This is a genomic window from Arenibacter nanhaiticus (assembly GCF_900141935.1).
Lineage (GTDB): Bacteria > Bacteroidota > Bacteroidia > Flavobacteriales > Flavobacteriaceae > Arenibacter > Arenibacter nanhaiticus.
The window spans coordinates 69,652-89,424 of sequence record NZ_FQYX01000001.1 but is presented as its reverse complement, the minus strand read 5'-3'; the positions used below and the strand labels follow the sequence as shown (position 1 = coordinate 89,424).

Below are 19,773 nucleotides of genomic sequence, written 5' to 3'. Positions count from 1 at the left end.
TTGATTATACTTTTACGATCATTTTCCCCTTGTTCCTTCCTACGAAAAGGTCCATAAAGGCCTGAGGGGTATTCTCAAAACCATCTACGATGGTTTCTTTATAGGTTAATTTCCCTTCTCCCAACCAGCTGGCCAATTGTGCGATGGCTTCAGGGAATTTATCGGCATAATTGCTCACGATAAAGCCTTGCATCAGGGCACTGTTTTTTACCAAGAACGGCTGTACCCTTGGCCCCACTGGCATTTGTGTTTCGTTGTATAGGGAAATGGCCCCACAGATCACCATACGGGCAAATTTGTTGATATTCACGATTACCCCATCCGAGATTTCACCCCCGACGTTGTCAAAATAGATATCTACCCCTTTCGGACATGCAGCAGCAATAGCTTTGGCCATATTCTCGGTCGTGTTGTAGTTGATTCCTTCGTCGAAGCCAAAATCTTCTTTTAGCATGGCTACCTTTTCATCGGTCCCAGCAATTCCGACCACTCTTAACCCCAATATTTTTCCTATCTGCCCCACGACACTACCGACGGCCCCGGCAGCTCCTGATACCACCAAGGTCTCCCCTTTTTTAGGGGCTCCAATTTGGTGTAGGCCCAAGTAGGCGGTGAGGCCCGTCATTCCTAAAATTCCCAAATAGGCCGATAAGGGTGCTTTTTCGCCATCGACCTTATAAACGGCATTGGCATTGGCCGTTTGATACTCCTTCCATTCCAACATCCCCGAAACAAAGTCGCCCTTACTATACAGATCATTGGTAGCACTAATTACTTCGGCCACGATACCCGAACTGATGGGCTCGTTTAATTTAAAAGGATCGATATAGGATTTGGCATCGCTCATCCTTCCCCGTAAATAAGGATCTACAGAAATATAAGTGGTTTTTAACAGCAGTTCGCCTGCTCTCTCCTTGGGCATCTCCTGGTCCGTGATCTTAAAGTCCGACATCTTTGGCTTCCCTATTGGTCTCTTATCTAATACTATAGTCTTGTTCATGTGGTATGTTTTAAATTGTTGTTGTTGTTTTTAATAGCTCCATTGATAGGGCCACTCTTATTTTTTTATACTGTCCCAGGCCGATTGGAAGACAATATCCAGGTTTTGGGTATCCCATTGGTACAGTCCCCTTTTTTGCATGGTCATTAAAAACGCCAATGGATAGATAGAAAAAGCGTAGAGCTGGTACAAGGATGTATTTTTAAGGAGGCCTTCTTCTTGTCCCCTTTTCCATAAATCCAATAAGGGTTGCAAATGCTTTAGCCCTTCTTGGCGGGTTTCTTCATCGATCATGGTGGTATTGTCGCACTGCGACAAAAAATAGGCCTCTTCTGCCTGGGTAAGTTTGTAATCGGCAATATTGTACCATATATTTTTAAAGCCTTCGGCAACCGTCATCCCCTCCTTATAATCCTTAAAGGCATGGGTGCTAAAGGTTGCTTTTACGGATATATACAGATTGTTTATTAAATCTTGCTTGTTTTCAAAATACAGGTAAATGGTTGCTGGCGATACTCCCGCCAGCTTTGCTATTTTGGACATGGGGGCAGCATGAAAGCCGTTGTCGTTTACCAAGTTTAGGGTGGCCTGTAATAGGGCTGTGCGTTTTTCGGTACTCTTTTGTCGTATGGCCATTGGCGTATTGTTTCGTTTACAAGAACAAAGATAGGTACAAAATGAACGTTCATTCTTTTTTAGACCGACTTTAACAGTCTTCTAAGAAAGGAAGAGGGGGTTTATGATAATACTAACATAAAAAGGCCCCTTTTTGCTTTGAGATTGCAAAAAAAATTAACAGAGAAGGGAAAATGGCTTTATCCCCTCCCTCCTGGATGAATCCAGGGGGCTATTCAGAATCGAGGGGGAATTAGATTAATTGCAATATGAATCCGCGTTAGGGATTGCAGCGGCATCCTTTTTTAGACGGCCCAGCCGGCAAAAAAGATATAGCGGAAAGCGCGACCCGATAGGGGAACGCCCAAAACAACCAAATTTTAAATATCCTGAAACAAAAAAAGGACAGCCATAGCCGTCCTTTCATAGTATATATTTTTTGAGCCGAAAACTGTCTCGAAAGGAGGAAAGATTAGAAATCCGTCCTTTCCCGAAGAGCAGCACCCTTGTTTCCCTTCTTATAGGTAAGAATGGGCAGAGGTATCCTGATCTTCCTCGCCTTTATCGTTGTATTTTTTCAATTCCAACATCCAGTAAACCATGGCTACTGCACCGATAATCATGAAAATCCAGTTAATGGCATTGGCACCCCACCAACTATCCATAAAACGCATGGCATCCAAAGGAGCAAATAGCACATTTACAAATAAATCCTCGATCGCTTTAAAAAATGATGTCATCTTAATTATATTTACCAAGCAAAAATATAAAATCTTAGGATGATATCAAGCTTTTTTGGAAAAACTAAACCAATAAATTATATAATTCTACTGGTTTTTCTATTTGTCTTTTATTGGTACGTACATTTTTCATGGTTACAAAGCACTTTTGAGCCCCAAAAGTTCTTGGGGCAGGCCGGTATCCTAGGACTTTTAATGCTCAGTATTTTTCTGGTAAATTTTATTCTGAAAAAAAACAAAATCACCGGTGGCAATTCCTTGGCCATCCTCTTCTATACCCTATTGGTGGTTATTTTCCCGGCAACGCTTGCCGACCACAACGCTATTATTGCCAGTTTCTTTTTGTTGTTGGCCATCCGTAGGTTGCTGAGTTTTAAATCGCTGAAAAACCTGAAACTCAAGATTTTTGACGCCTCTTTTTGGATTATGATGGCCAGTTTGTTTTACGATTGGGCCATTCTTTACCTCCTTGTAGTGTATATAGCCATTTACTTTTATGAGGCTAAAAACATCCGGAATTGGCTGGTGCCCCTCGTAGCCGTTATTGCCCATATCCTGATTACCATGGCCTACCTTGTTCTCACGGACAATATGGATTTTATGCTTGGCCATTACCAACTCGATTTTCACTTCGATCAAGAGTACTTTTTAGAACTAAGACACAGTTTCCGTTTTGGGACCTATGTATTTCTTTCTCTATTACTGGCCGTTTTGGGCTTTATAAAATTGAGCAACGTAGGGGTAGGAAAACTGGTATTGTTGCGATTGATTGTACTGTGGTTCTTAACGGGACTAATGATAAAGGTCCTAAAATCGTCCCAAGAGGTGAAGCCTATTATGCTTACCTTTTTTCCGGGGGTCGTCTTCATTGCCAATTACGTAGAAGGGATAAAGAAGAAGAAAATAAGGGAAATGGTCTTATGGGCCGCCATCATTCTCTCCTTTGTTGTTTTTGTGACGGCTTCCTTATAAAATAAATAAACGGTATCTTTACCGCTAAAATGTACCCTTATGTTCAGTGATTTTGCCTTTAAAATATTTCAGGAAAGCATTCAAAAATACCATATCAAGGACGATGTGAATCAGCCTTTTGAAAACCCATATCCACAAGATGATATTGCTCATTTGTTGTATCGAAAAAACTGGATTGACACAGTACAATGGCACTATGAGGATATTATTAGAGATCCGCAAATAGATCCGGTAGCCGCGTTAAAACTAAAACGACAGATCGATGCCAGTAACCAAGACAGGACCGATTTGGTAGAGTATATTGACAGTTATTTTTTAAACAAATACAAAGCTGTAAAAAAACAGGACAACGCTACCATCAATACCGAAAGTCCGGCTTGGGCCATTGACCGTCTTTCCATATTGGCCTTAAAAGTGTACCATATGCAGGAGGAGGTTGACAGGAGCGACGCTTCTGAAGCCCATATTGCAAAGTGTAGTGAAAAGCTGAACGTTTTGTTGGAACAGCGAAAAGACCTTTCTACGGCCATAGACCAGTTATTGACCGATATTGAAGCTGGGGCCAAGTATATGAAGGTTTACAAGCAGATGAAAATGTACAACGACGACGAATTAAATCCGGTCCTTCGTGGGCAAAAATAAGCGTATCCAACACAAGCCCTCCCATATATTGGTCATTCGCCTATCGGCCATGGGCGATGTGGCTATGACCGTACCGGTACTCGCTGCCCTGGTACAACAGTACCCTGAAGTGAAAATAACGGTACTTACCCGTGCCTTTTTTGCGCCCATGTTTGCTCAGATACCCAATGTGACGGTATATGAAGCCGATGTAAAGGGACAGCACAAAGGGGTATTGGGCCTTTGGAAATTGTACCAGTCGCTTAAAGATCTCGGCATTGATGCCGTTGCCGACCTGCACAATGTACTGCGCAGCAATATTCTAAAAACTTATTTTACATTTAGCGGCCTTCCCTTTGAACAAGTTGACAAGGGAAGGGCCGATAAAAAAGCCCTGACGGCGGCTACCCACAAGGTTTTTAAACCGCTGACGACCACACACCAACGCTATTCAGAAGTGTTTGCGCGTCTCGGATATCCGCTAGATTTGGAAGCTGTAAGCCTACCGGCAAAACGCCCTTTGCAAGAGAGCACTAGGAAGCTGATTCAGGCGCCTACCCAACCATGGATCGGGATAGCCCCCTTTGCCGCCTTTGAAGGAAAAATGTATCCCATAGCACTTATGCAAGAAGTGGTACGCCAATTGAATGCTACCAGTGCCTATAGAATACTCCTTTTTGGCGGTGGAAAAAAAGAGGGCGAAGAATTGCAAAAATGGGAAGAAGCCTACCCAAACTGCCTTAATATGGTGGGGAAAATCTCTTTTGAAGAGGAACTGGCGCTTATTTCACAGCTAGATCTAATGTTGGCCATGGATAGCGGCAATGCGCATATGGCGGCCATGTTTGGACTGCCGACCCTTACCCTATGGGGAGTGACCCATCCCTATGCCGGATTCTACCCTTTTGGGCAACCTTTAGAACATGCCCTGATGGCCGATAGAATGCAATACCCCTTGATACCGACTTCGGTATACGGCAATAAGTTTCCCCCAGGCTATGAAAACGCTATGCAGACCATAGCACCAGAGGCGGTAGTGCAAAAAATTCAACATATTTTAGGCGGGAACTAAGCAGTGATTAGCTTACACCCTTTCGTTGTGTTCCATCAGTTTAAAATAATGTCTCAATTGGGACATATATTTATACCGTAGGTTTTTGGCCTTGCCATCGACCATTAGGGTCCTGACACCCATATAGGAAGAGATGATAAAGCTTGCGATGGCCTCGCTATCGGCATGCCTACTGACAAAACCATCGGTTTTCCCCTTTTGTAGGATACTGACAAGACATACCTCCCATACTTTGAGAATATCGTTTAAGGCATTCATAACTTCGGGATGTTTCCCGTTAAACTCATTGATAAAATTGCCTAGTTCAAAACCGTAATCAAGGAAATTGAGTTCCGCTGTTTCCAAGGATTTATCAATACAATCTGCGATGGTATGCAAGGGATCTTCCTTCCCTACTATGGGCGCTACAAGCTGACTGTACACTTTTCTGAACAACAACTGCTGTACGATGCTGATAAAATATTCTTCCTTGGAACTAAAATGATAATAAAAGCCCCCCTTGGACAGGGAGAGTTCTTTTAGGATATCGTCTATACTGGTGTTGAAATAACCATTCTGATAAAACATTTCTAATCCTTTGGCTTGCATCCGATGCATGGTGGCCATGCGTTTTAGGTTTCTTTCCATTTAGTTATATTTTGGGGTAAAAGACCAAGAAGTCTCCCTATAGTAACGCTATAATAATCGCATCGATCAGATTTATCGCTATAAAGTTCATGTTATTCGACAATCAACACAAATCGAAAGTTTTTATGCACAAAAAGTAAGGATGACCGACACATTGGTCGGTTCGTAAAACCGATTAAAGGCTACCGTAAGCCCACAATAATAAGAAGAAAAAGCGCCAAGGGCCATAGCAAGGCTGTCGGTTGCTTTAGAAATAGCGCAAGCACACATACCGATAGCAACAAACACTGCCCCACACCCTAGAATTACTGAAGAAAACACACAAAAGAACGATCCCCGAAAAAACAAAGGAGTTATAAACCAGTAGCGAAAATGCCAATACAGGCAGATTTCCGAAACTGGTCTATCACAAGAAACAGGATGCTTCTCTATGCCACGGTACCTTGGCAACTACTACCGGCACCGGCGGTACAGCCGTAACAATGTTGTGATATAACAATGTCCCGGTCGTTTAGCACCTCCTCATTGTAATCTTTTAGGTGCTTAACCTTACTGGCCACTTTAAGACCCAGCATTTGGTTAAAATCGCAGTCGTACAGCCATCCGTCCCAACTTACCGAGATGGTATTGGTACACATCACGCCGGCCACGGCCGAGGGGTTATACGCCTCTACCAAGGAGTACATATAGTCCTCATAGTTTCCGGAAGCCAGCAAATAGTCCAGAAAACGGGCTATAGGCAGGTTGGTAATGGCAAAAAGCTTATGGAAATCGATATCAAAATCTTGTTTCAACGCCTTTTTAAAATCGGCTTCCAAGGCGGCCTGGTTCCCTGGTAAAAAAGCTCCGGAGGGATTATAGACCAGATCGAGCCTTAAATCGCTATCGGGCATCCCGTAACCTACGGCATTTAATTCCTGCAATGCTTTAATAGAACTGTCAAAAACCCCGTCCCCACGTTGCTTATCGGTTTTCCCACGAGTGTAGTGCGGCATGGAGGAGATGACGTGAATATTGTGTTTTTTAAAGAACTGTGGCAGGTCGTAATACTTCTTATTGGCCCTTATGATGGTCAGGTTAGAACGGACGATAAAATCCTTGATACCGGCTTCGGCCGCCTGTTCTACAAACCACCTAAAGTCCGGATTCATCTCTGGTGCCCCTCCGGTAAGATCCAAGGTATGGGCCCCAGTATTGCGGATCACCTCCAAACACAGCTCCATAGTTTCGCGGGTCATGATCTCCTTACGGTCCGGACCGGCATCGACATGGCAGTGCTCACAAACCTGGTTGCACATATAGCCCACGTTAATTTGAAGGATTTCCAATTTCTTAGGCCGTAGCGGATACGCCCCTATCGCATCGATCTTATCCTTAAAAAAGGGAAGTTCTCCCTCCTCAAAAAGGCCCCCGTTTAGGATTTCCAATTGTTTATTGCTCTGAGCAAGGACATCGTGCCTTGCCTTTAGTGATTTTGTCGACATGCTACTAGTATTCAATTATTATAGGCCCCTTTTCGGGGAATGCCAAAAGGGATGTCCCTAATGGCCGTGTTGCTGTTGCTGGTAATTCCCAGGCCCAAAAAAATAAGCTCTCGGGCCCTGGAAGCTATCTTTTACATAGACAGCTTATCGTACTTCTTCATCATTTGTACCCCGTGTACCAAGGTAGCCCCGCTCTCAATAGCCGCTCCTACGTGTACAGATTCCATCATCTCTTCCTTGGTAATGCCTCTTTGCAAGCCGTCCTTAGTATAGGCATCTATGCAATAGGGACATTTTACCACGTGCGCCACTGCTAGGGCAATCAACGATTTTTCGCGGGCACTAAGCGCCCCTTCCTCAAATACTTTTCCGTAATAGTCAAAAAATTTGCTCCCCAGTTCCTCGCTCCATTCAGAGATTTTACCGAATTTTCGTAAATCTGCCGGATCGTAATAAGTGTCTGCCATGTTATAAATATGTATTAAATAGGTATATAATTAAAGGATGTTATCCCTGTTTTTGTTCCATAAACGTACCCCTTGTTTTTTTAAGAACAAGGAAATACAATAACTACATACCTGTACAATAGGCGGTAGTCCTTTGGTAATGCTATTGGATGTTTAGGTGGTTGTACGCCCGAAAAAGTATTCGGTGACCTTCCTATAAGAAGGCCCTTTCCTGCCTGGGAGACCCTTTATTATAGTATCGGTTAAAAAAGATAGTATCCTTCCCCTGAGGCCGGTGGAACATGGCCTTCCCGCTAGTGTGCAATAAGGAAATTAGCAGCTGTACTATACTAGCACCACTACTAGCAGCTTCCCGGATAAGGCGTTTTAGATCGTCCCAACGATCTACGTCCAATAAAGGGCGTAGCCTTACAACAGTCGTTTTTGTCTCGGCAATGAGGGCCGTAATTTGTGTGGACACCGCCTTGGTCTGCCATGGCAAGGCTAAAAAGTTATGAGCATTAAAACAAGATTTCTGTAGGCCCATTAGGTAAAATCCACCGTCCTTGGAGGGCCCTAGCACAAAATGTCCTTCTTCTACCTGCCTGGCCGCCCGTACTATATCCGATGCCCTAAGCAAGGGAGCATCGTTCCCAATAGTAATCAATTGGGTAAAGCCCATGTTAAAAACGGAGGCAATGGCATGTACAAAGCGTTCCCCAAAACAAGCCCCTTGTTGCTCCTTTTCCGTAAAATGAAAATAGGGCAGATTCGTTTTTTTTACCGTTTTCAGGGTATGTTGACTCAATGCCTCAAAAATCACGGCACCGTTCCGCAGGGGCTTATGCTTCATTTCCTCTTGGGAAGAATGGGCAAAAACCAAAATGGCGGTCCTATGTAAGGCAGTTCGGGGCATTATTACTTCTTCTTTAGTAAAAATACAATAAATAAGGCTAAGGGCTTGGTCGGCACAGGAAGTTTTTCCTTACAACTGCCTTTTGGGCGTTCCCTATCGGGGCGCGCTTTCCGCTATATCTTTTTTGCCGGCTGAGCCGTCTAAAAAAGGATGCCGCTGCAATCGCTAACGCGGAATTTGGTTATCAGGTTATCTTGTTATCAAGTTATGTTGTTGGGTTGTAATCTATCTGGAAGATCCCACTTGACCATGTGGCACAAATCGAACCGAAATAATTTCAATACTCAGCCAACATTGGCACTATTTGTACCGAAATATCCAGTAATCAGTCCCTCCCCCGCTTAAGTGCGCGCCTACCGGCCAATATGACTTTTGGTAAATATTGAACAAATACATTTTTAGTCATATGATAGTAAGTCAGCGCAGCTAGTAACCCTGATACGCAGAGGTCCGCACAGAAAATGCAACGATTTGCATTTGTCGTGAAGGGCCAGCTGGTGTGGTGGCCTGGTGTGCTCCTACATTTTTACATACTCGACTGCCAGCAGAACTTTTTTCAGTCATAATGAAATCTGCATTTCGCAATTAAGATTTCTGATTCATTATATTGGTAAATCAGTCTATGTTCACTATCAATTCGGCTTGACCAAAATCCAGCATATTTATGTTTTAACGGTTCGGGTTTTCCAATGCCATCAAAAGGGTTCCGAGCGATGTCTTTCAGAAGTTCATTTATTTTCTTTAGCTTTTTCTTATCAGTTTTTTGCCAATACAAATAATCTTCCCAAGACTCGTCAACGAATATATACTTCATTTTTAATCTTCGATTAGGTCTTTGTTAAAAGTCTTTCCGTTTTTTAGTTTGTCAATTGCAGCATCTAATCTTAATTCATTCTTTCGAGAAGACAGTTCGTGATTTGTAGCCATTAAAGAATTGTATTCTTGCAAGGACATCACTACAATTCCGGAATCTTTTCCACGATTTATAATCAAAGTCTCAAAGTTTTTTACAACTAGGTCTAAGTAAGTTTTAATATCTTTTCTAAATTCTGAAACAGTTGTTAGTAGCATAATATTGTATTTTATTAAGTACAAATTTATGTACAAAATATGGTTTTTACAATTTATTTTTTATTACAACCGTCTCCTAAAGTCCTCATTTACGGGTTCCTATATTAATTTTTGGTGTAGTGGATGGTACCTACAGCATGCTGACCCCCTTTAAAATAGAAACTAGCTGGCACAAAACGAACCGAGATTATTTCAGGGCTCAGCCAACATTGGCACTATTTGAACCGAAATATTCAGTATTCAGGTTTTAATGAAAAAAAGTAACCAGTGAACGGTGAACAGTAATCGGCGAAGTACATGAAATTTGTTATGAAGGTATCTTGTTATCAAGTTATGATGAGTGATAACTTTCAAGTGAACAATAGGACCGCACGAAAAAATCCAACGACTTGGATTTACTGCGAGGGGCCAGCTGGCGCGGTGGAAATGGCGCGAGGCGACGCGGAGTTTTGAAATCAGTTTCTTATCCTCCCATTGTTTGAACTCGCTTAAGTAAGCCCGAAACTGTTGTGGTAGTTTTTACCGTTGACTTTATAAAACCCGCCAATGGTTTAGCAGTCATTGGCCTTGGTAGTGACCAAATACTTTTAAAAAAGCAGCAAACTCAGCGGTCAAACGAGCTCCCTGTGAAATGATGGTATCCCAATCACGGCTAATCTTTATGGTCCCTTTGTCCGTCTCGCCTTCCCATCTACGACCCCGGACACGTAAGCTTACCAGCCTGCTCCTGATAGGAAAATCATCGATTATTCGTGGCTCGACAAACCCACAAGCTTTACAAACACGGTCCTTGTATTGCTCCAAAATCGTCCTTTTTTTCTGCAAGGTAAATAGTAAGTTTTTCCGTGTATGCCTTCTTATTTTTTGGAGTACTATGATAGTTTAAAGCATAAAAATATTCCAATAACCCTTCGGGAAAAACAAGAGCCAATAGAGAGGCAGCATTAAGCTGGGTTAACTGTCTAGTTTTCGAACACAAAAAAAATAGAAATTTTGACATTGATCCTTAAGCTCTTGTACGTCAAAAAACATATCAAATAGGCACTTAAGTTTAATTATTACGGGTATCTTTGTTTCCCATTTTTAAGATATAATAAAATGGATATGATCTTTATTTATAAATATTGAAGACCTTGGTTTACCTTTTACTACTTATCCACAGGATGAAAAATATAGTGTAAAAGCAGGGGTAAACTTTAGTAGTTACATAGTTTAGAAGCAAAAGAAAAAAATAAGAGTAATTTTTGGACTTACATATAAATTGGGTAAACGATACCATTTCTATTCAGCATGAATTCGTATTTTCTTCACAAGGGGCTGCAAAAATCATATACGACGGAAAGACTATAAATTTAAATTATCATAACATTCCTATTCTAGCACTGTATAAATTATTTTTTTTAAAAAGGAGAGCTTTTAAAACAGGTCCCCGATTTGATATCTTATTAAGTGATAAAAACGGTGATACCGATTTTATAGATTTAAATAATTTAAATAAATGATCATTAACTAATGATTCCAATAACAAAACCCTTTCTCCCTCCAAAGGAAGAATATGAAAAAATGATTTCCATTATTTGGGAATCACATTGGCTTACCAATTCTGGCCCTTTAGTAGAAAGATTAGAAAGTGAATTGATAAAAGAATTATCAGTTTCAAATTTATTGCTTGTTGTGAATGGCACCATGGCCTTACAATTAGCTATAAAAGCACTTTGCCTTGAAGGTGAAATTATTACTACTCCCTTCTCTTTTGTAGCAACAACAAGCAGCATTGTTTGGGAAAATAATAAACCAGTCTTTGTTGATATTGATGCTGATACGCTAAATATCGATGCTTCAAAAATAGAAGCAGCCATTACACCAAAAACAGTTGCTATTGTTGCAACACATGTTTTTGGAAACCCTTGTGATGTTGTTGAAATTGAAAAAATTGCCAAAAAACACAATCTTAAAGTTATTTATGATGGAGCACATGCCTTTGGAGTAAAAATTGAAGGTAAGTCAATTTTTGAATTTGGAGATATTTCTATTTGTAGTACACACGCAACAAAAATATACCACACTACAGAAGGGGGGTTTATTGTTACCAAAGACAAAAAACTATTAAAGGAATTAAGACTGATGATTAACTTTGGTTTTAAGAGTGCTGTTTCTTTTGCCAATTTAGGAATTAACGGAAAAAATTCTGAGTTCCACGCGGCTATGGGTTTGGTAAACCTTAAATATATTGAAGAAAATTGGGAAAACAGGAAAAAGATAAGTCTTCTTTATGACAGTATTTTAGGTGGCTCTATAAAAAAACAGTTGTGGGCAGATAATGCTTCTATTTCGTACGCTTATTACCCAGTTATTTTTAATTCTGAAATGGAATTAGAAGTTTGTATTGAATCACTTTTAAAAGAAAATATAATCCCCAGAAGATATTTTTATCCACTACTTTCAGAGTCTTTACCTTATGTGGCGCAAGTAAAGCTTCCTATTGCCGAAGACGTCTCTAGAAGAGTTCTTTGTCTTCCCTTGTACAATGAGTTGGCTCTTATAGAAGTGGAAAGAATAGGGCGAATAATTTGCAAGGCTATTAAGGACAGTGCAGTTATCAGCTATTAAGAGTGAGTGTACTACAAAACTTATTAAAAAAGGGACTTATTTGGTCCTTTGTAGATAATGTACTTTTAAAGGGAATTACCTTTATTGTAACAATTTTCCTTGCGCGTATTTTAACTCCAAATGACTTTGGCCTTTTGGGTATAATTACAATTTTTATAAGTTTAGGAAATGCTATTATTGAGGGAGGAATGGGGAATTCTATTATTAGAGATAATAAAGCGACCTCCTCAGATTACAATGCCGTTTTTTATGGTAATTTGATTATAAGTCTTTTACTTTATCCTATTTTATTTTTTACAGCTCCGATTTTATCTAGATATTTTAATAATGATCTTATAGTTCCCTTAATTAGGGTTTATGGGCTAAGTTTTATTATTTCTGCTTTTTTTTATATACAGTATAGTATTTTTATGAAGGAGATGTCCTTTAAAAAAATAACAGCCTTAAACGGGCCTGCCGTAATAACCGGTGCTATTGTTGGGTTAGTAAGTGCGTATTTAGGCAAAGGAGTATGGAGTTTGGTTTACATGCAGTTATCAACCTTGGTTTTTAAAGTGCTTTTTTATTGGATGTTTTCTAGTTGGACACCACAAGTAGGTTTTTCTTTTAAAGTACTGAAAAAGCATTTAAATTTTGGTTACAAACTAATGATTTCTTCCATAATGGATGCTGCAATGCGGGAAGCTTATTCGTTTATTATCGGAAAACATTTTTCCATAAAAACTTTGGGTCATTTTAACCATTCAAAAAGTTTTAGAAATTACCCTGTTCATTTATTGAGTACTGTTGTTTCTAGTGTAACATTTCCTTTGCTCTCAAAAATCCAGGACGATAAAGAAAAAGTAGGTAGGCTTTACGCCAAAATTATAAGGAGTATGTTTTTTATTGTAACCCCATTAATGGTTGCGTTAATAGTGGTAGCCAAACCTTTGTTTCTCATATTATTTACCGAAAAATGGCTACCGGCAGTTCCGTATTTTCAATTATTAGCAATAACAGGAATCCTAATTCCAATACATATTTGTAATCTAAATATTTTTAAGATTTTTAACCGAACAGATTTGTTTTTAAAACTAGAGGTAATTAAGGTACTACTTGTTTGTGTTTCATTAGCTATTGGGTATTTTTGGGGGATTTTTGGATTGTTATATGCTAATATAGGCAGCTCTATTTTAGGTTTATTTGTGAATACATACTACGGAAAAAAATTGATAGATTACAGTACGTTAGATCAATTATTAGATATGTTTCCAATAGTCATATTTGCCAGTGTATCTTATTTTTTAGGTACTTATGCACTTTTACAATCAGACAGTCTACACATCATTTTTCAATTAATGGTTGGGGTGGTTTTTACGTTGGTTTGCTATTTAACCTTAGCAATTTTGTTTAAAAGTAAATCTTTAGTTGAGGTTAAAGGTTTAGGTAAACTAATTTTAAAGCGTAATTAGAAATGAAAATTGGAATAATGCAAGCTTATTTTTTTCCTTATATAGGATATTTTCAGTTGATAGACGCATCAGATGAATTTATTTTATATGAGCATGTAGCGTTTCGAAAAAAATCATGGATTACAAAAAATAGAATTTTAGATAAAGGACGTAAACTAGCTGTTGAGATTAAAATTCCAGTAATTAAAAAATGTTCTTATAAAACTATAAGCGAAATTGAAATAAATGGTACCAACTGGAAAAGACCGTTGTTAAAGTCGATCTATTTTAACTACAAAAAAGCAGCGTATTTTAAAGAGGTTTATCCGCTAATTGAAAAGTGTATACAGACCAATACAAGCTCGTTACATGATTACAACAGTGCTATTATCAAAGAAATTTGTAGTTATCTAGATCTTAAAACCAATATAAAATCAAAAAATGAAGCATTTTTAAAGCTTGAAGCTAGGTTGTTAAATGATGAAATTATAAAAGAAGAAGTTAAGTCTTTAAGAATTGTTGAAATCTGTAAGCAACAAAAAGCACATACGTATATTAATGCTGCTGGTGGAATCGAACTTTACGATAAAGCCTATTTTACGAAGCATAACCTCTCGCTTTTTTTTATCAACCCAAAAGAATATTCATACAATCAGTTTAATATGGAGTTTGTACCACACCTCTCCATTATTGATGTGTTAATGCATAATGGAAAAGATGGTACAAAGAAGTTGATTAAAAACTATAGCTTAATATAGTGATGACTTTAGAAAAATCAGTTCAAGAATTTATCAAAGGCAAAAAGGATTATTATCAACAATGGATTTTTGACGAACCTATTGTAATCAGTGCTGCTCATAATGCAGATGTTGGTAAACTTCAAAAAATAATGTATAAACTTATAAAGGAGTTTGTAATAGGTTATAAGAACTATAAACATTTAATGCCAGTATGTGCAGGAGTTGAAAAAGTATTGGATGTTTTTAATCAAAAAGAATATAACATAGGGACATATAGAACGGATTTTGTTTACGATACCAACAATCAAGTTAAGCTAATAGAAATCACCTGTCGTTTTCCTTTAAATGGGGTGTTTTTATCTGGCTTAATGGATGCTGTGGCAAGAGAAACTAAGCCTATAAGCTTGCAGAATGTAAAACTAAAAGATCAGTATTCGCCTATTTATAAACATCTAAATAAGTACTTAAAAGAAGTAACTTCTATTTGTATTTTAAAAGGAGAAGATGTACGAAATGAATCAAAATTATATACAGATATTCTAAAAAGAACGGGGCTAGAAGTTAACGAAGTTTTGTATACAGAAATAGATCAAAATTTTGATAAATTAGAAAAGGCATGGGTTGTAAGTGAACTTTCCTTTGATGAAATTTTATCTTTTTCTAAAGACAGCTTAAAGAAATTAATCTCGGCTAATCTTATAAATGATTTTAGAACGGTGTTTTTAATACACGATAAAAGATTTTTTTCTGTATTAGGTAAAAAGGAATTACAAAATAAGGTTTTAACACAAGAAGAAATATCCTTTTTTGAGAAGTTTTATATTCCAACTTATACTGCAAATGAAGCCGAAGATGTCTGGAAAAACGCCAAAGAAAATAAAAACGAATGGATTATAAAGCACAGAGCTTTAGGTAAAAGTCAACAGATTTATGCAGGATTAGTAACTCCATTAGAAGAATGGGATGCCCTTTTTGAAAGTCCCGATTTAAAAGATTTTATTTTGCAAAAATGGATTCCTCAAAAAACAATCAAAGGAACCATTAACGGCGAAGTCTTTCATGATTTTGTAACCGGCACAGCCTTGTTTTTTGATGACCATTATTTTGGATTTGGAGATTTTAGAACTTCATCGCATCCGGTTACTAATAAAGTAGATCATAGAAAGGCAACCGGTTTAATTCTAGATCAAGAAATAGGAAATATAGGTGAAATTGCCAATTATATACCATAGAAAATATGCACGCAAAAAAAATATCAGCAGCAGAAATGGAAATGTTGCCTACTGAAGATCAGATTTTAGAATATGAAAAGAAAGGTTGGTTTGTTGGTAATTTTATACTGCCTGAAGAAATTATAGACAAGGCAAAAAAAGGTGCAAAAGATTTTTACAATGGTTTAAAAGATTACAATCTTTCTGAATTTACAGGGATTGCAGATGATATTTTTGATGATACAGCGGTGATTAGAAATAATGAATTTGTAACGCTCCAAAAAAAAGAATTGCAGGCCTTAGGTTTTCATCAGCTTATAACGGCAACTGCTGCAAAATTAGCTCGCACAGATGAAATTCGTTTGTTTGCAGATTCTTTGATCAACAAATTGCCTACAAATGCAAAAAAAGAAGGAGTTGTTGGTTGGCATTCAGATAAAGCCTATTGGCCAACTTGTACTTCACAAAACATGCTAACAGCTTGGATCCCTCTGCAAGACGTTACTATAGATATGGGGCCCCTTTTACATATTGACCAAAGTAATCAATGGAAAGATGAAAAAGAATTAAAATCTTTTTTCTCATTTAACAACCAAGACCTTAGCGCTTTTGAAAATTATTTGTCAAAAAACAAATCTAACCATATTAAATCGGCTATGGTTTTAAAGAAAGGGCAGGTAAGTTTTCATAATTGTAACACCATTCACGCCAGTTATCCGAACATAAGCAATAAGAACCGTATGGCCTTAGCAATGCATTTTCAGGATAAATCTAACCAATACCAAAAGGCATATAAGGATAACGGAGATCTTATTGTGATTGGCTACGATCAAATTTGTGAAAAAGATTCGGACGGAAACCCTAATTATTCCGATAAAAAAATATTTCCTAAAATTTTTAAATTTTAATATGGATTTAAAGACTTTTAAAACAGCATATGAAAAAAGCCCTGTTATAGAATATGTAAACAAACGTGCGGGAAAAGAGCCTTTGGCTACTATTAAGGTAGTAACATACAATCATGCAAAGTATATAGCAATCTGTCTAGATTCATTATTAAAACAGAAAACGAATTTTGATTTTGAAATATTAATTGCCGAGGATGAATCATCTGATGGCACTAGAGAAATTTGCAAGGAATATGCTGATAAATATCCAGATAAAATTAGGCTTTTATTAAATTCCAGAGCAAACAATATTGCTATAAACGGAAAACCTTCTGGAACCTTTAATAGTGTTTTTGCAAATTTTTCAGCTAAGGGAAAGTACCTAACAACTATTGAAGGAGATGACTATCTGATGGATGAAAACTCACTCCAAAAAAGAGTCGAATTTTTGGAGAACAATGAACAATTTGTAGCTTGTTTTCATAATACAAAAGTTATAGATCAGGAAACATCCAAAGAACACCTTGTTTTTAACTACAAGAGCGATAGAACTATTAAGGCAGACGATTTGTTAAAAGTTTCGATACATACCGCATCACTCTTGTATAGAAATAACCTTATCAAGTTGTTTGATGAGGATATGAAAAATATTGTATGTGGCGATTTTATATTAAGAGGAAAGTTAGCCGAATTCGGTGCTGCAAAGTTTTTATACGATGTTAAGCCAGCAGTGTATAGAAGGCATGACCAAGGTATTTTTAGTCCCATTACATTAGAAGCGAAAACCAAGCTTGCCATTGATGGGTTGCAATATTTAATGAACTATTATAAAACGAAAAAATCCAATCTAGAAATTAAAAAAAATGCTTCCTATTTATACTTGTCCTACTTTGTTTCTCACCTTACAAAAGAGCAAAAGATAAAATTAAACTACCTGAAAAAAAGTTTGTTGTATGGCAAGGAAGTGAACTATTCATCGTACCAAATAATTAAAGAGTTTTTATATCTTAAATCATACCGACTCTAAGATTATGACCAATACTTTAATACAAAATATCAATTATTTAGACTATAAAGATTCAAATTTAAATTATTTTGATTTAGCTGTCCGAATAAAAAAAGACCTTGATGCTGTAGGTTACATTGTTATTCAGAATTTTAATGTGGATACAGATAATGTTGAAGAAGCGGGTCAAAAATTTCTCGAATTATCTCAATTAATTGGCACACCTATTTCTCATGATGGCAATAATAAAATCATTTGGGATATTAAATCAGAATCTAAATCTAAAAGTTTTATAAAGACTTATTCAGAACACAGTCATGAAGCAGAACTTCATACGGATAGTCAATATAGTTTTTACCCCGAAGATTATTTTGGTTTGTTGACCTTGAAAAAAGCGGAATGTGGTGGTGGAGTTTCGTCTCTTTTAAGTTTAAAAAATATATTAAAAACGCTTACTGCATTAGAGAATAATAAGGAGTTAATAGAAATACTTTCTTCAACAGATTATCCTTTTATAGTTCCTAATGTGTTTAAAAAAAGTAAAGAAGATAAGGTTGAATTCAACTATGGACCAATATTAAGAGAAAATGAAATTCGCTTTAGAGTAGATACCTTTGAAAAAGCTTTAATGCACAAAGAAGCCATTTGTTCTACAGCACAAATTGAAGCCTATCAAATTTTAAAAGAAGTAATTCTTAACAATTATTTTACTCAATATTTTTATTTAGAACCTAAAGATTTAATCTTTATTAATAATAAAACAATGTTGCATGGAAGAAGCGAGTTTTCCGATGACAAAAGACATCTAATAAGGATCAGGATGAATAAAAATAGTAAATAAATGCTTAATCCGGTAAAAACGGACACTAGTTCCGCGGTAGATCTACTGCAGCATATTGATCCCCTTTAAAATAGAAAGTAGCTGGCACAAATCGAACCGAGATTTCCGCTCCCTAGCGGTCATCAATAAAAAAAAAGGCTATCGTTCCCGACAGCCTTTTTAAATATATATCCCCTAAGGGCAATGAGGTTTCTAACTATAGATCGAAACCAAGGTCCTTACGGAAGTACATGGCATCGAAATGTACTTTCTCTATATTTTTATACGAGGTTTTTAGCGCCTCTCTAAAGTCAGATCCATAGGCGGTAACGGCCATGACCCTACCTCCATTGGTCACTACTTTTCCATCTTCTAGTTTCGTCCCGGCATGGAAAACCACGGCGTCCTCAACAGTATCAAATCCGGTGATTTCCTTGCCGTTTACATAGGCTCCTGGGTAGCCGCCAGATACCATCATAACGGTGGTTGCGGTACGCTCGTCTATTTCTAGCTCTATGCTGTCCAAGGTCTGGTTGCCCACGGCCTGAAAAACTTCTACCAAATCGTTTTTAATCCTTGGGATCACCACTTCGGTCTCCGGATCGCCCATACGGACGTTGTATTCTATCACTTTTGGGTCGTCACCAACTTTTATAAGCCCTATAAAGACAAATCCCTTATACGGCATATTGTCCTTTTTAAAGCCTTCTACGGTAGGTTTTACGATACGCTCGTTTACCTTGTCCATAAATGCCTTATCGGCGAAAGGAACTGGAGAAATAGCCCCCATACCCCCTGTATTCAGTCCGGTATCGCCCTCTCCTATTCGTTTGTAATCCTTGGCAGTTGGTAATACCTTATAACCTTCACCATCGGTCAGTACAAAACAACTAAGCTCTATACCGTCCAAGAACTCCTCTATCACCACGGTAGTACTAGCGTTGCCAAATTTGGCATCGACCAACATAGTTTTCAATTCGTCCTTAGCCTCTTGTAGGTCCTGAAGGATCAGTACCCCTTTTCCGGCGGCCAAACCATCGGCTTTCAATACGTAAGGCGGTTGTAAACTTTCTAAAAAGGTATATCCCTTTTCCAGGGTCTCGGCAGTAAAACTTTCATAGGCAGCCGTTGGAATGTTATGACGCATCATAAATTCTTTGGCAAACTGCTTGGATCCTTCCAAAGTAGCCGCTAATTTTTGAGGTCCTATCACCGGGATATCTTTTAGGGCTTCATCGTTCAGGAAAAAATCGTGTACCCCGTTCACCAACGGATCTTCTGGGCCTACGACCACCATAGTAATGCCTTCGGACAGTACCGCTTTTTTAATAGCCTCAAAATCGTTTACCCCTATCGGTAGGTTGGTAGCAATTGCTGCCGTTCCTGCATTACCGGGAGCTACAAAAAGATTGGATAGTTTTGGACTTTGTTTCAGTTTCCATGCTATGGTATGTTCGCGCCCACCGGCACCAAGAATAAGGATGTTCATGCTTCAAAAATTTGTT

Annotated in this window: 22 protein-coding genes; 11 read left to right on the top strand and 11 right to left on the bottom strand. The window is 38.1% G+C overall.

Going from position 1 to position 19,773, the window contains the following annotated elements:
- Positions 1 to 4: 4 nt before the first annotated feature.
- The 3 genes from BUA16_RS00360 to BUA16_RS00350 form a co-directional block, all read right to left on the bottom strand.
- Positions 5 to 1,000 carry an NADP-dependent oxidoreductase gene (locus BUA16_RS00360; RefSeq protein ID WP_072762657.1) on the bottom strand — a complete coding sequence of 332 codons (996 nt, stop codon included), beginning with the start codon at positions 998 to 1,000 and terminating at the stop codon, positions 5 to 7.
- A 57-nt stretch (positions 1,001 to 1,057) separates the two neighbouring features.
- Positions 1,058 to 1,636, bottom strand: a complete 579-nt coding sequence (locus tag BUA16_RS00355) for a TetR/AcrR family transcriptional regulator (protein WP_072762656.1) — start codon at positions 1,634 to 1,636, stop codon at positions 1,058 to 1,060.
- Positions 1,637 to 2,133: 497 nt separating this feature from the next.
- Entirely contained in the window at positions 2,134 to 2,355 is a 222-nt protein-coding gene (locus tag BUA16_RS00350; protein WP_072762655.1) for a DUF6341 family protein, read from the bottom strand.
- 39 nt (positions 2,356 to 2,394) lie between these two features.
- Here BUA16_RS00350 and BUA16_RS00345 point away from each other — a divergent pair, with 39 nt between their 5' ends.
- The 3 genes from BUA16_RS00345 to BUA16_RS00335 are packed head-to-tail and all read left to right on the top strand — an operon-like array spanning position 2,395 to position 5,020.
- A complete protein-coding gene (locus tag BUA16_RS00345; RefSeq protein ID WP_072762654.1) occupies positions 2,395 to 3,327 on the top strand; it encodes a DUF6427 family protein in 933 nt (310 codons plus the stop codon).
- 39 nt (positions 3,328 to 3,366) lie between these two features.
- Positions 3,367 to 3,969 (top strand): DUF4254 domain-containing protein, encoded by a 603-nt coding sequence (locus BUA16_RS00340; protein ID WP_072762653.1) that lies wholly within the window; start codon positions 3,367 to 3,369, stop codon positions 3,967 to 3,969.
- 49 nt (positions 3,970 to 4,018) lie between these two features.
- Positions 4,019 to 5,020: a glycosyltransferase family 9 protein gene (locus tag BUA16_RS00335; RefSeq protein WP_072762828.1), complete on the top strand. Its 1,002-nt coding sequence runs from the start codon at positions 4,019 to 4,021 to the stop codon at positions 5,018 to 5,020.
- Between the two features lie 12 nt (positions 5,021 to 5,032).
- Here the strand turns inward: BUA16_RS00335 and BUA16_RS00330 are convergent, their stop codons facing one another.
- The 7 genes from BUA16_RS00330 to BUA16_RS18315 all read right to left on the bottom strand — a co-directional run bounded on the left by BUA16_RS00330 (position 5,033) and on the right by BUA16_RS18315 (position 10,389).
- Positions 5,033 to 5,647 (bottom strand): TetR/AcrR family transcriptional regulator, encoded by a 615-nt coding sequence (locus tag BUA16_RS00330; RefSeq protein WP_072762652.1) that lies wholly within the window; start codon positions 5,645 to 5,647, stop codon positions 5,033 to 5,035.
- A gap of 428 nt (positions 5,648 to 6,075) precedes the next feature.
- On the bottom strand, positions 6,076 to 7,131 hold the full coding sequence (gene arsS, locus BUA16_RS00325; RefSeq protein WP_072762651.1) for an arsenosugar biosynthesis radical SAM (seleno)protein ArsS: 1,056 nt from the start codon (positions 7,129 to 7,131) through the stop codon (positions 6,076 to 6,078).
- Positions 7,132 to 7,262: 131 nt separating this feature from the next.
- Entirely contained in the window at positions 7,263 to 7,598 is a 336-nt protein-coding gene (locus BUA16_RS00320; RefSeq protein ID WP_072762650.1) for an arsenosugar biosynthesis-associated peroxidase-like protein, read from the bottom strand.
- Between the two features lie 193 nt (positions 7,599 to 7,791).
- Positions 7,792 to 8,493 carry a TIGR04282 family arsenosugar biosynthesis glycosyltransferase gene (locus tag BUA16_RS00315; protein ID WP_072762649.1) on the bottom strand — a complete coding sequence of 234 codons (702 nt, stop codon included), beginning with the start codon at positions 8,491 to 8,493 and terminating at the stop codon, positions 7,792 to 7,794.
- A 556-nt stretch (positions 8,494 to 9,049) separates the two neighbouring features.
- Complete coding sequence (locus tag BUA16_RS00310) at positions 9,050 to 9,307, bottom strand: Txe/YoeB family addiction module toxin (protein ID WP_072762648.1); 258 nt, start codon at positions 9,305 to 9,307, stop codon at positions 9,050 to 9,052.
- Positions 9,308 to 9,309: 2 nt separating this feature from the next.
- Complete coding sequence (locus BUA16_RS00305) at positions 9,310 to 9,564, bottom strand: type II toxin-antitoxin system Phd/YefM family antitoxin (RefSeq protein WP_072762647.1); 255 nt, start codon at positions 9,562 to 9,564, stop codon at positions 9,310 to 9,312.
- 558 nt (positions 9,565 to 10,122) lie between these two features.
- Complete coding sequence (locus BUA16_RS18315) at positions 10,123 to 10,389, bottom strand: ISAon1 family transposase N-terminal region protein (protein WP_143150419.1); 267 nt, start codon at positions 10,387 to 10,389, stop codon at positions 10,123 to 10,125.
- 419 nt (positions 10,390 to 10,808) lie between these two features.
- Between BUA16_RS18315 and BUA16_RS00295 the strand changes: the two genes are divergently transcribed.
- The 8 genes from BUA16_RS00295 to BUA16_RS00260 are packed head-to-tail and all read left to right on the top strand — an operon-like array spanning position 10,809 to position 18,289.
- On the top strand, positions 10,809 to 11,066 hold the full coding sequence (locus tag BUA16_RS00295; RefSeq protein ID WP_072762646.1) for a hypothetical protein: 258 nt from the start codon (positions 10,809 to 10,811) through the stop codon (positions 11,064 to 11,066).
- 10 nt (positions 11,067 to 11,076) lie between these two features.
- On the top strand, positions 11,077 to 12,174 hold the full coding sequence (locus BUA16_RS00290; RefSeq protein ID WP_072762645.1) for a DegT/DnrJ/EryC1/StrS family aminotransferase: 1,098 nt from the start codon (positions 11,077 to 11,079) through the stop codon (positions 12,172 to 12,174).
- A gap of 2 nt (positions 12,175 to 12,176) precedes the next feature.
- A complete protein-coding gene (locus BUA16_RS00285; RefSeq protein WP_072762644.1) occupies positions 12,177 to 13,625 on the top strand; it encodes a lipopolysaccharide biosynthesis protein in 1,449 nt (482 codons plus the stop codon).
- Positions 13,626 to 13,627: 2 nt separating this feature from the next.
- Positions 13,628 to 14,362, top strand: coding sequence for a WbqC family protein (locus BUA16_RS00280; RefSeq protein WP_072762643.1), 735 nt, complete (start codon positions 13,628 to 13,630; stop codon positions 14,360 to 14,362).
- Positions 14,362 to 15,576 (top strand): hypothetical protein, encoded by a 1,215-nt coding sequence (locus BUA16_RS00275; protein ID WP_218616746.1) that lies wholly within the window; start codon positions 14,362 to 14,364, stop codon positions 15,574 to 15,576. The genes BUA16_RS00280 and BUA16_RS00275 overlap by 1 nt, the downstream gene beginning before the upstream one ends.
- Before the next feature lie 5 nt (positions 15,577 to 15,581).
- A complete protein-coding gene (locus tag BUA16_RS00270; protein ID WP_072762641.1) occupies positions 15,582 to 16,463 on the top strand; it encodes a phytanoyl-CoA dioxygenase family protein in 882 nt (293 codons plus the stop codon).
- Between the two features lies 1 nt (position 16,464).
- The gene (locus tag BUA16_RS00265; RefSeq protein ID WP_072762640.1) at positions 16,465 to 17,469 is read left to right on the top strand and encodes a glycosyltransferase family 2 protein; all 1,005 of its coding nucleotides are present in this window, start codon (positions 16,465 to 16,467) and stop codon (positions 17,467 to 17,469) included.
- A gap of 4 nt (positions 17,470 to 17,473) precedes the next feature.
- A complete protein-coding gene (locus BUA16_RS00260; protein ID WP_072762639.1) occupies positions 17,474 to 18,289 on the top strand; it encodes a TauD/TfdA family dioxygenase in 816 nt (271 codons plus the stop codon).
- A gap of 196 nt (positions 18,290 to 18,485) precedes the next feature.
- Here BUA16_RS00260 and purD read toward each other — a convergent pair whose 3' ends face one another.
- A complete protein-coding gene (gene purD, locus BUA16_RS00255; protein WP_072762638.1) occupies positions 18,486 to 19,757 on the bottom strand; it encodes a phosphoribosylamine--glycine ligase in 1,272 nt (423 codons plus the stop codon).
- Positions 19,758 to 19,773 lie beyond the last annotated feature (16 nt).

What these genes read in the sequence shown, in the direction of transcription:
- BUA16_RS00345 (WP_072762654.1), top strand. Translation starts at nt 2,395, where the DNA reads ATGATATCAAGCTTTTTTGGAAAAACTAAACCAATAAATTATATAATT.
- BUA16_RS00260 (WP_072762639.1), top strand. Translation starts at nt 17,474, where the DNA reads ATGACCAATACTTTAATACAAAATATCAATTATTTAGACTATAAAGAT.
- BUA16_RS00320 (WP_072762650.1), bottom strand. Translation starts at nt 7,598, where the DNA reads ATGGCAGACACTTATTACGATCCGGCAGATTTACGAAAATTCGGTAAA.
- BUA16_RS00290 (WP_072762645.1), top strand. Translation starts at nt 11,077, where the DNA reads ATGATTCCAATAACAAAACCCTTTCTCCCTCCAAAGGAAGAATATGAA.
- BUA16_RS00310 (WP_072762648.1), bottom strand. Translation starts at nt 9,307, where the DNA reads ATGAAGTATATATTCGTTGACGAGTCTTGGGAAGATTATTTGTATTGG.
- BUA16_RS00360 (WP_072762657.1), bottom strand. Translation starts at nt 1,000, where the DNA reads ATGAACAAGACTATAGTATTAGATAAGAGACCAATAGGGAAGCCAAAG.
- BUA16_RS00355 (WP_072762656.1), bottom strand. Translation starts at nt 1,636, where the DNA reads ATGGCCATACGACAAAAGAGTACCGAAAAACGCACAGCCCTATTACAG.
- purD (WP_072762638.1), bottom strand. Translation starts at nt 19,757, where the DNA reads ATGAACATCCTTATTCTTGGTGCCGGTGGGCGCGAACATACCATAGCA.
- arsS (WP_072762651.1), bottom strand. Translation starts at nt 7,131, where the DNA reads ATGTCGACAAAATCACTAAAGGCAAGGCACGATGTCCTTGCTCAGAGC.
- BUA16_RS00330 (WP_072762652.1), bottom strand. Translation starts at nt 5,647, where the DNA reads ATGGAAAGAAACCTAAAACGCATGGCCACCATGCATCGGATGCAAGCC.
- BUA16_RS00350 (WP_072762655.1), bottom strand. Translation starts at nt 2,355, where the DNA reads ATGACATCATTTTTTAAAGCGATCGAGGATTTATTTGTAAATGTGCTA.
- BUA16_RS00270 (WP_072762641.1), top strand. Translation starts at nt 15,582, where the DNA reads ATGCACGCAAAAAAAATATCAGCAGCAGAAATGGAAATGTTGCCTACT.
- BUA16_RS00280 (WP_072762643.1), top strand. Translation starts at nt 13,628, where the DNA reads ATGAAAATTGGAATAATGCAAGCTTATTTTTTTCCTTATATAGGATAT.
- BUA16_RS00305 (WP_072762647.1), bottom strand. Translation starts at nt 9,564, where the DNA reads ATGCTACTAACAACTGTTTCAGAATTTAGAAAAGATATTAAAACTTAC.
- BUA16_RS00315 (WP_072762649.1), bottom strand. Translation starts at nt 8,493, where the DNA reads ATGCCCCGAACTGCCTTACATAGGACCGCCATTTTGGTTTTTGCCCAT.
- BUA16_RS00335 (WP_072762828.1), top strand. Translation starts at nt 4,019, where the DNA reads ATGGGCGATGTGGCTATGACCGTACCGGTACTCGCTGCCCTGGTACAA.
- BUA16_RS00340 (WP_072762653.1), top strand. Translation starts at nt 3,367, where the DNA reads ATGTTCAGTGATTTTGCCTTTAAAATATTTCAGGAAAGCATTCAAAAA.
- BUA16_RS00265 (WP_072762640.1), top strand. Translation starts at nt 16,465, where the DNA reads ATGGATTTAAAGACTTTTAAAACAGCATATGAAAAAAGCCCTGTTATA.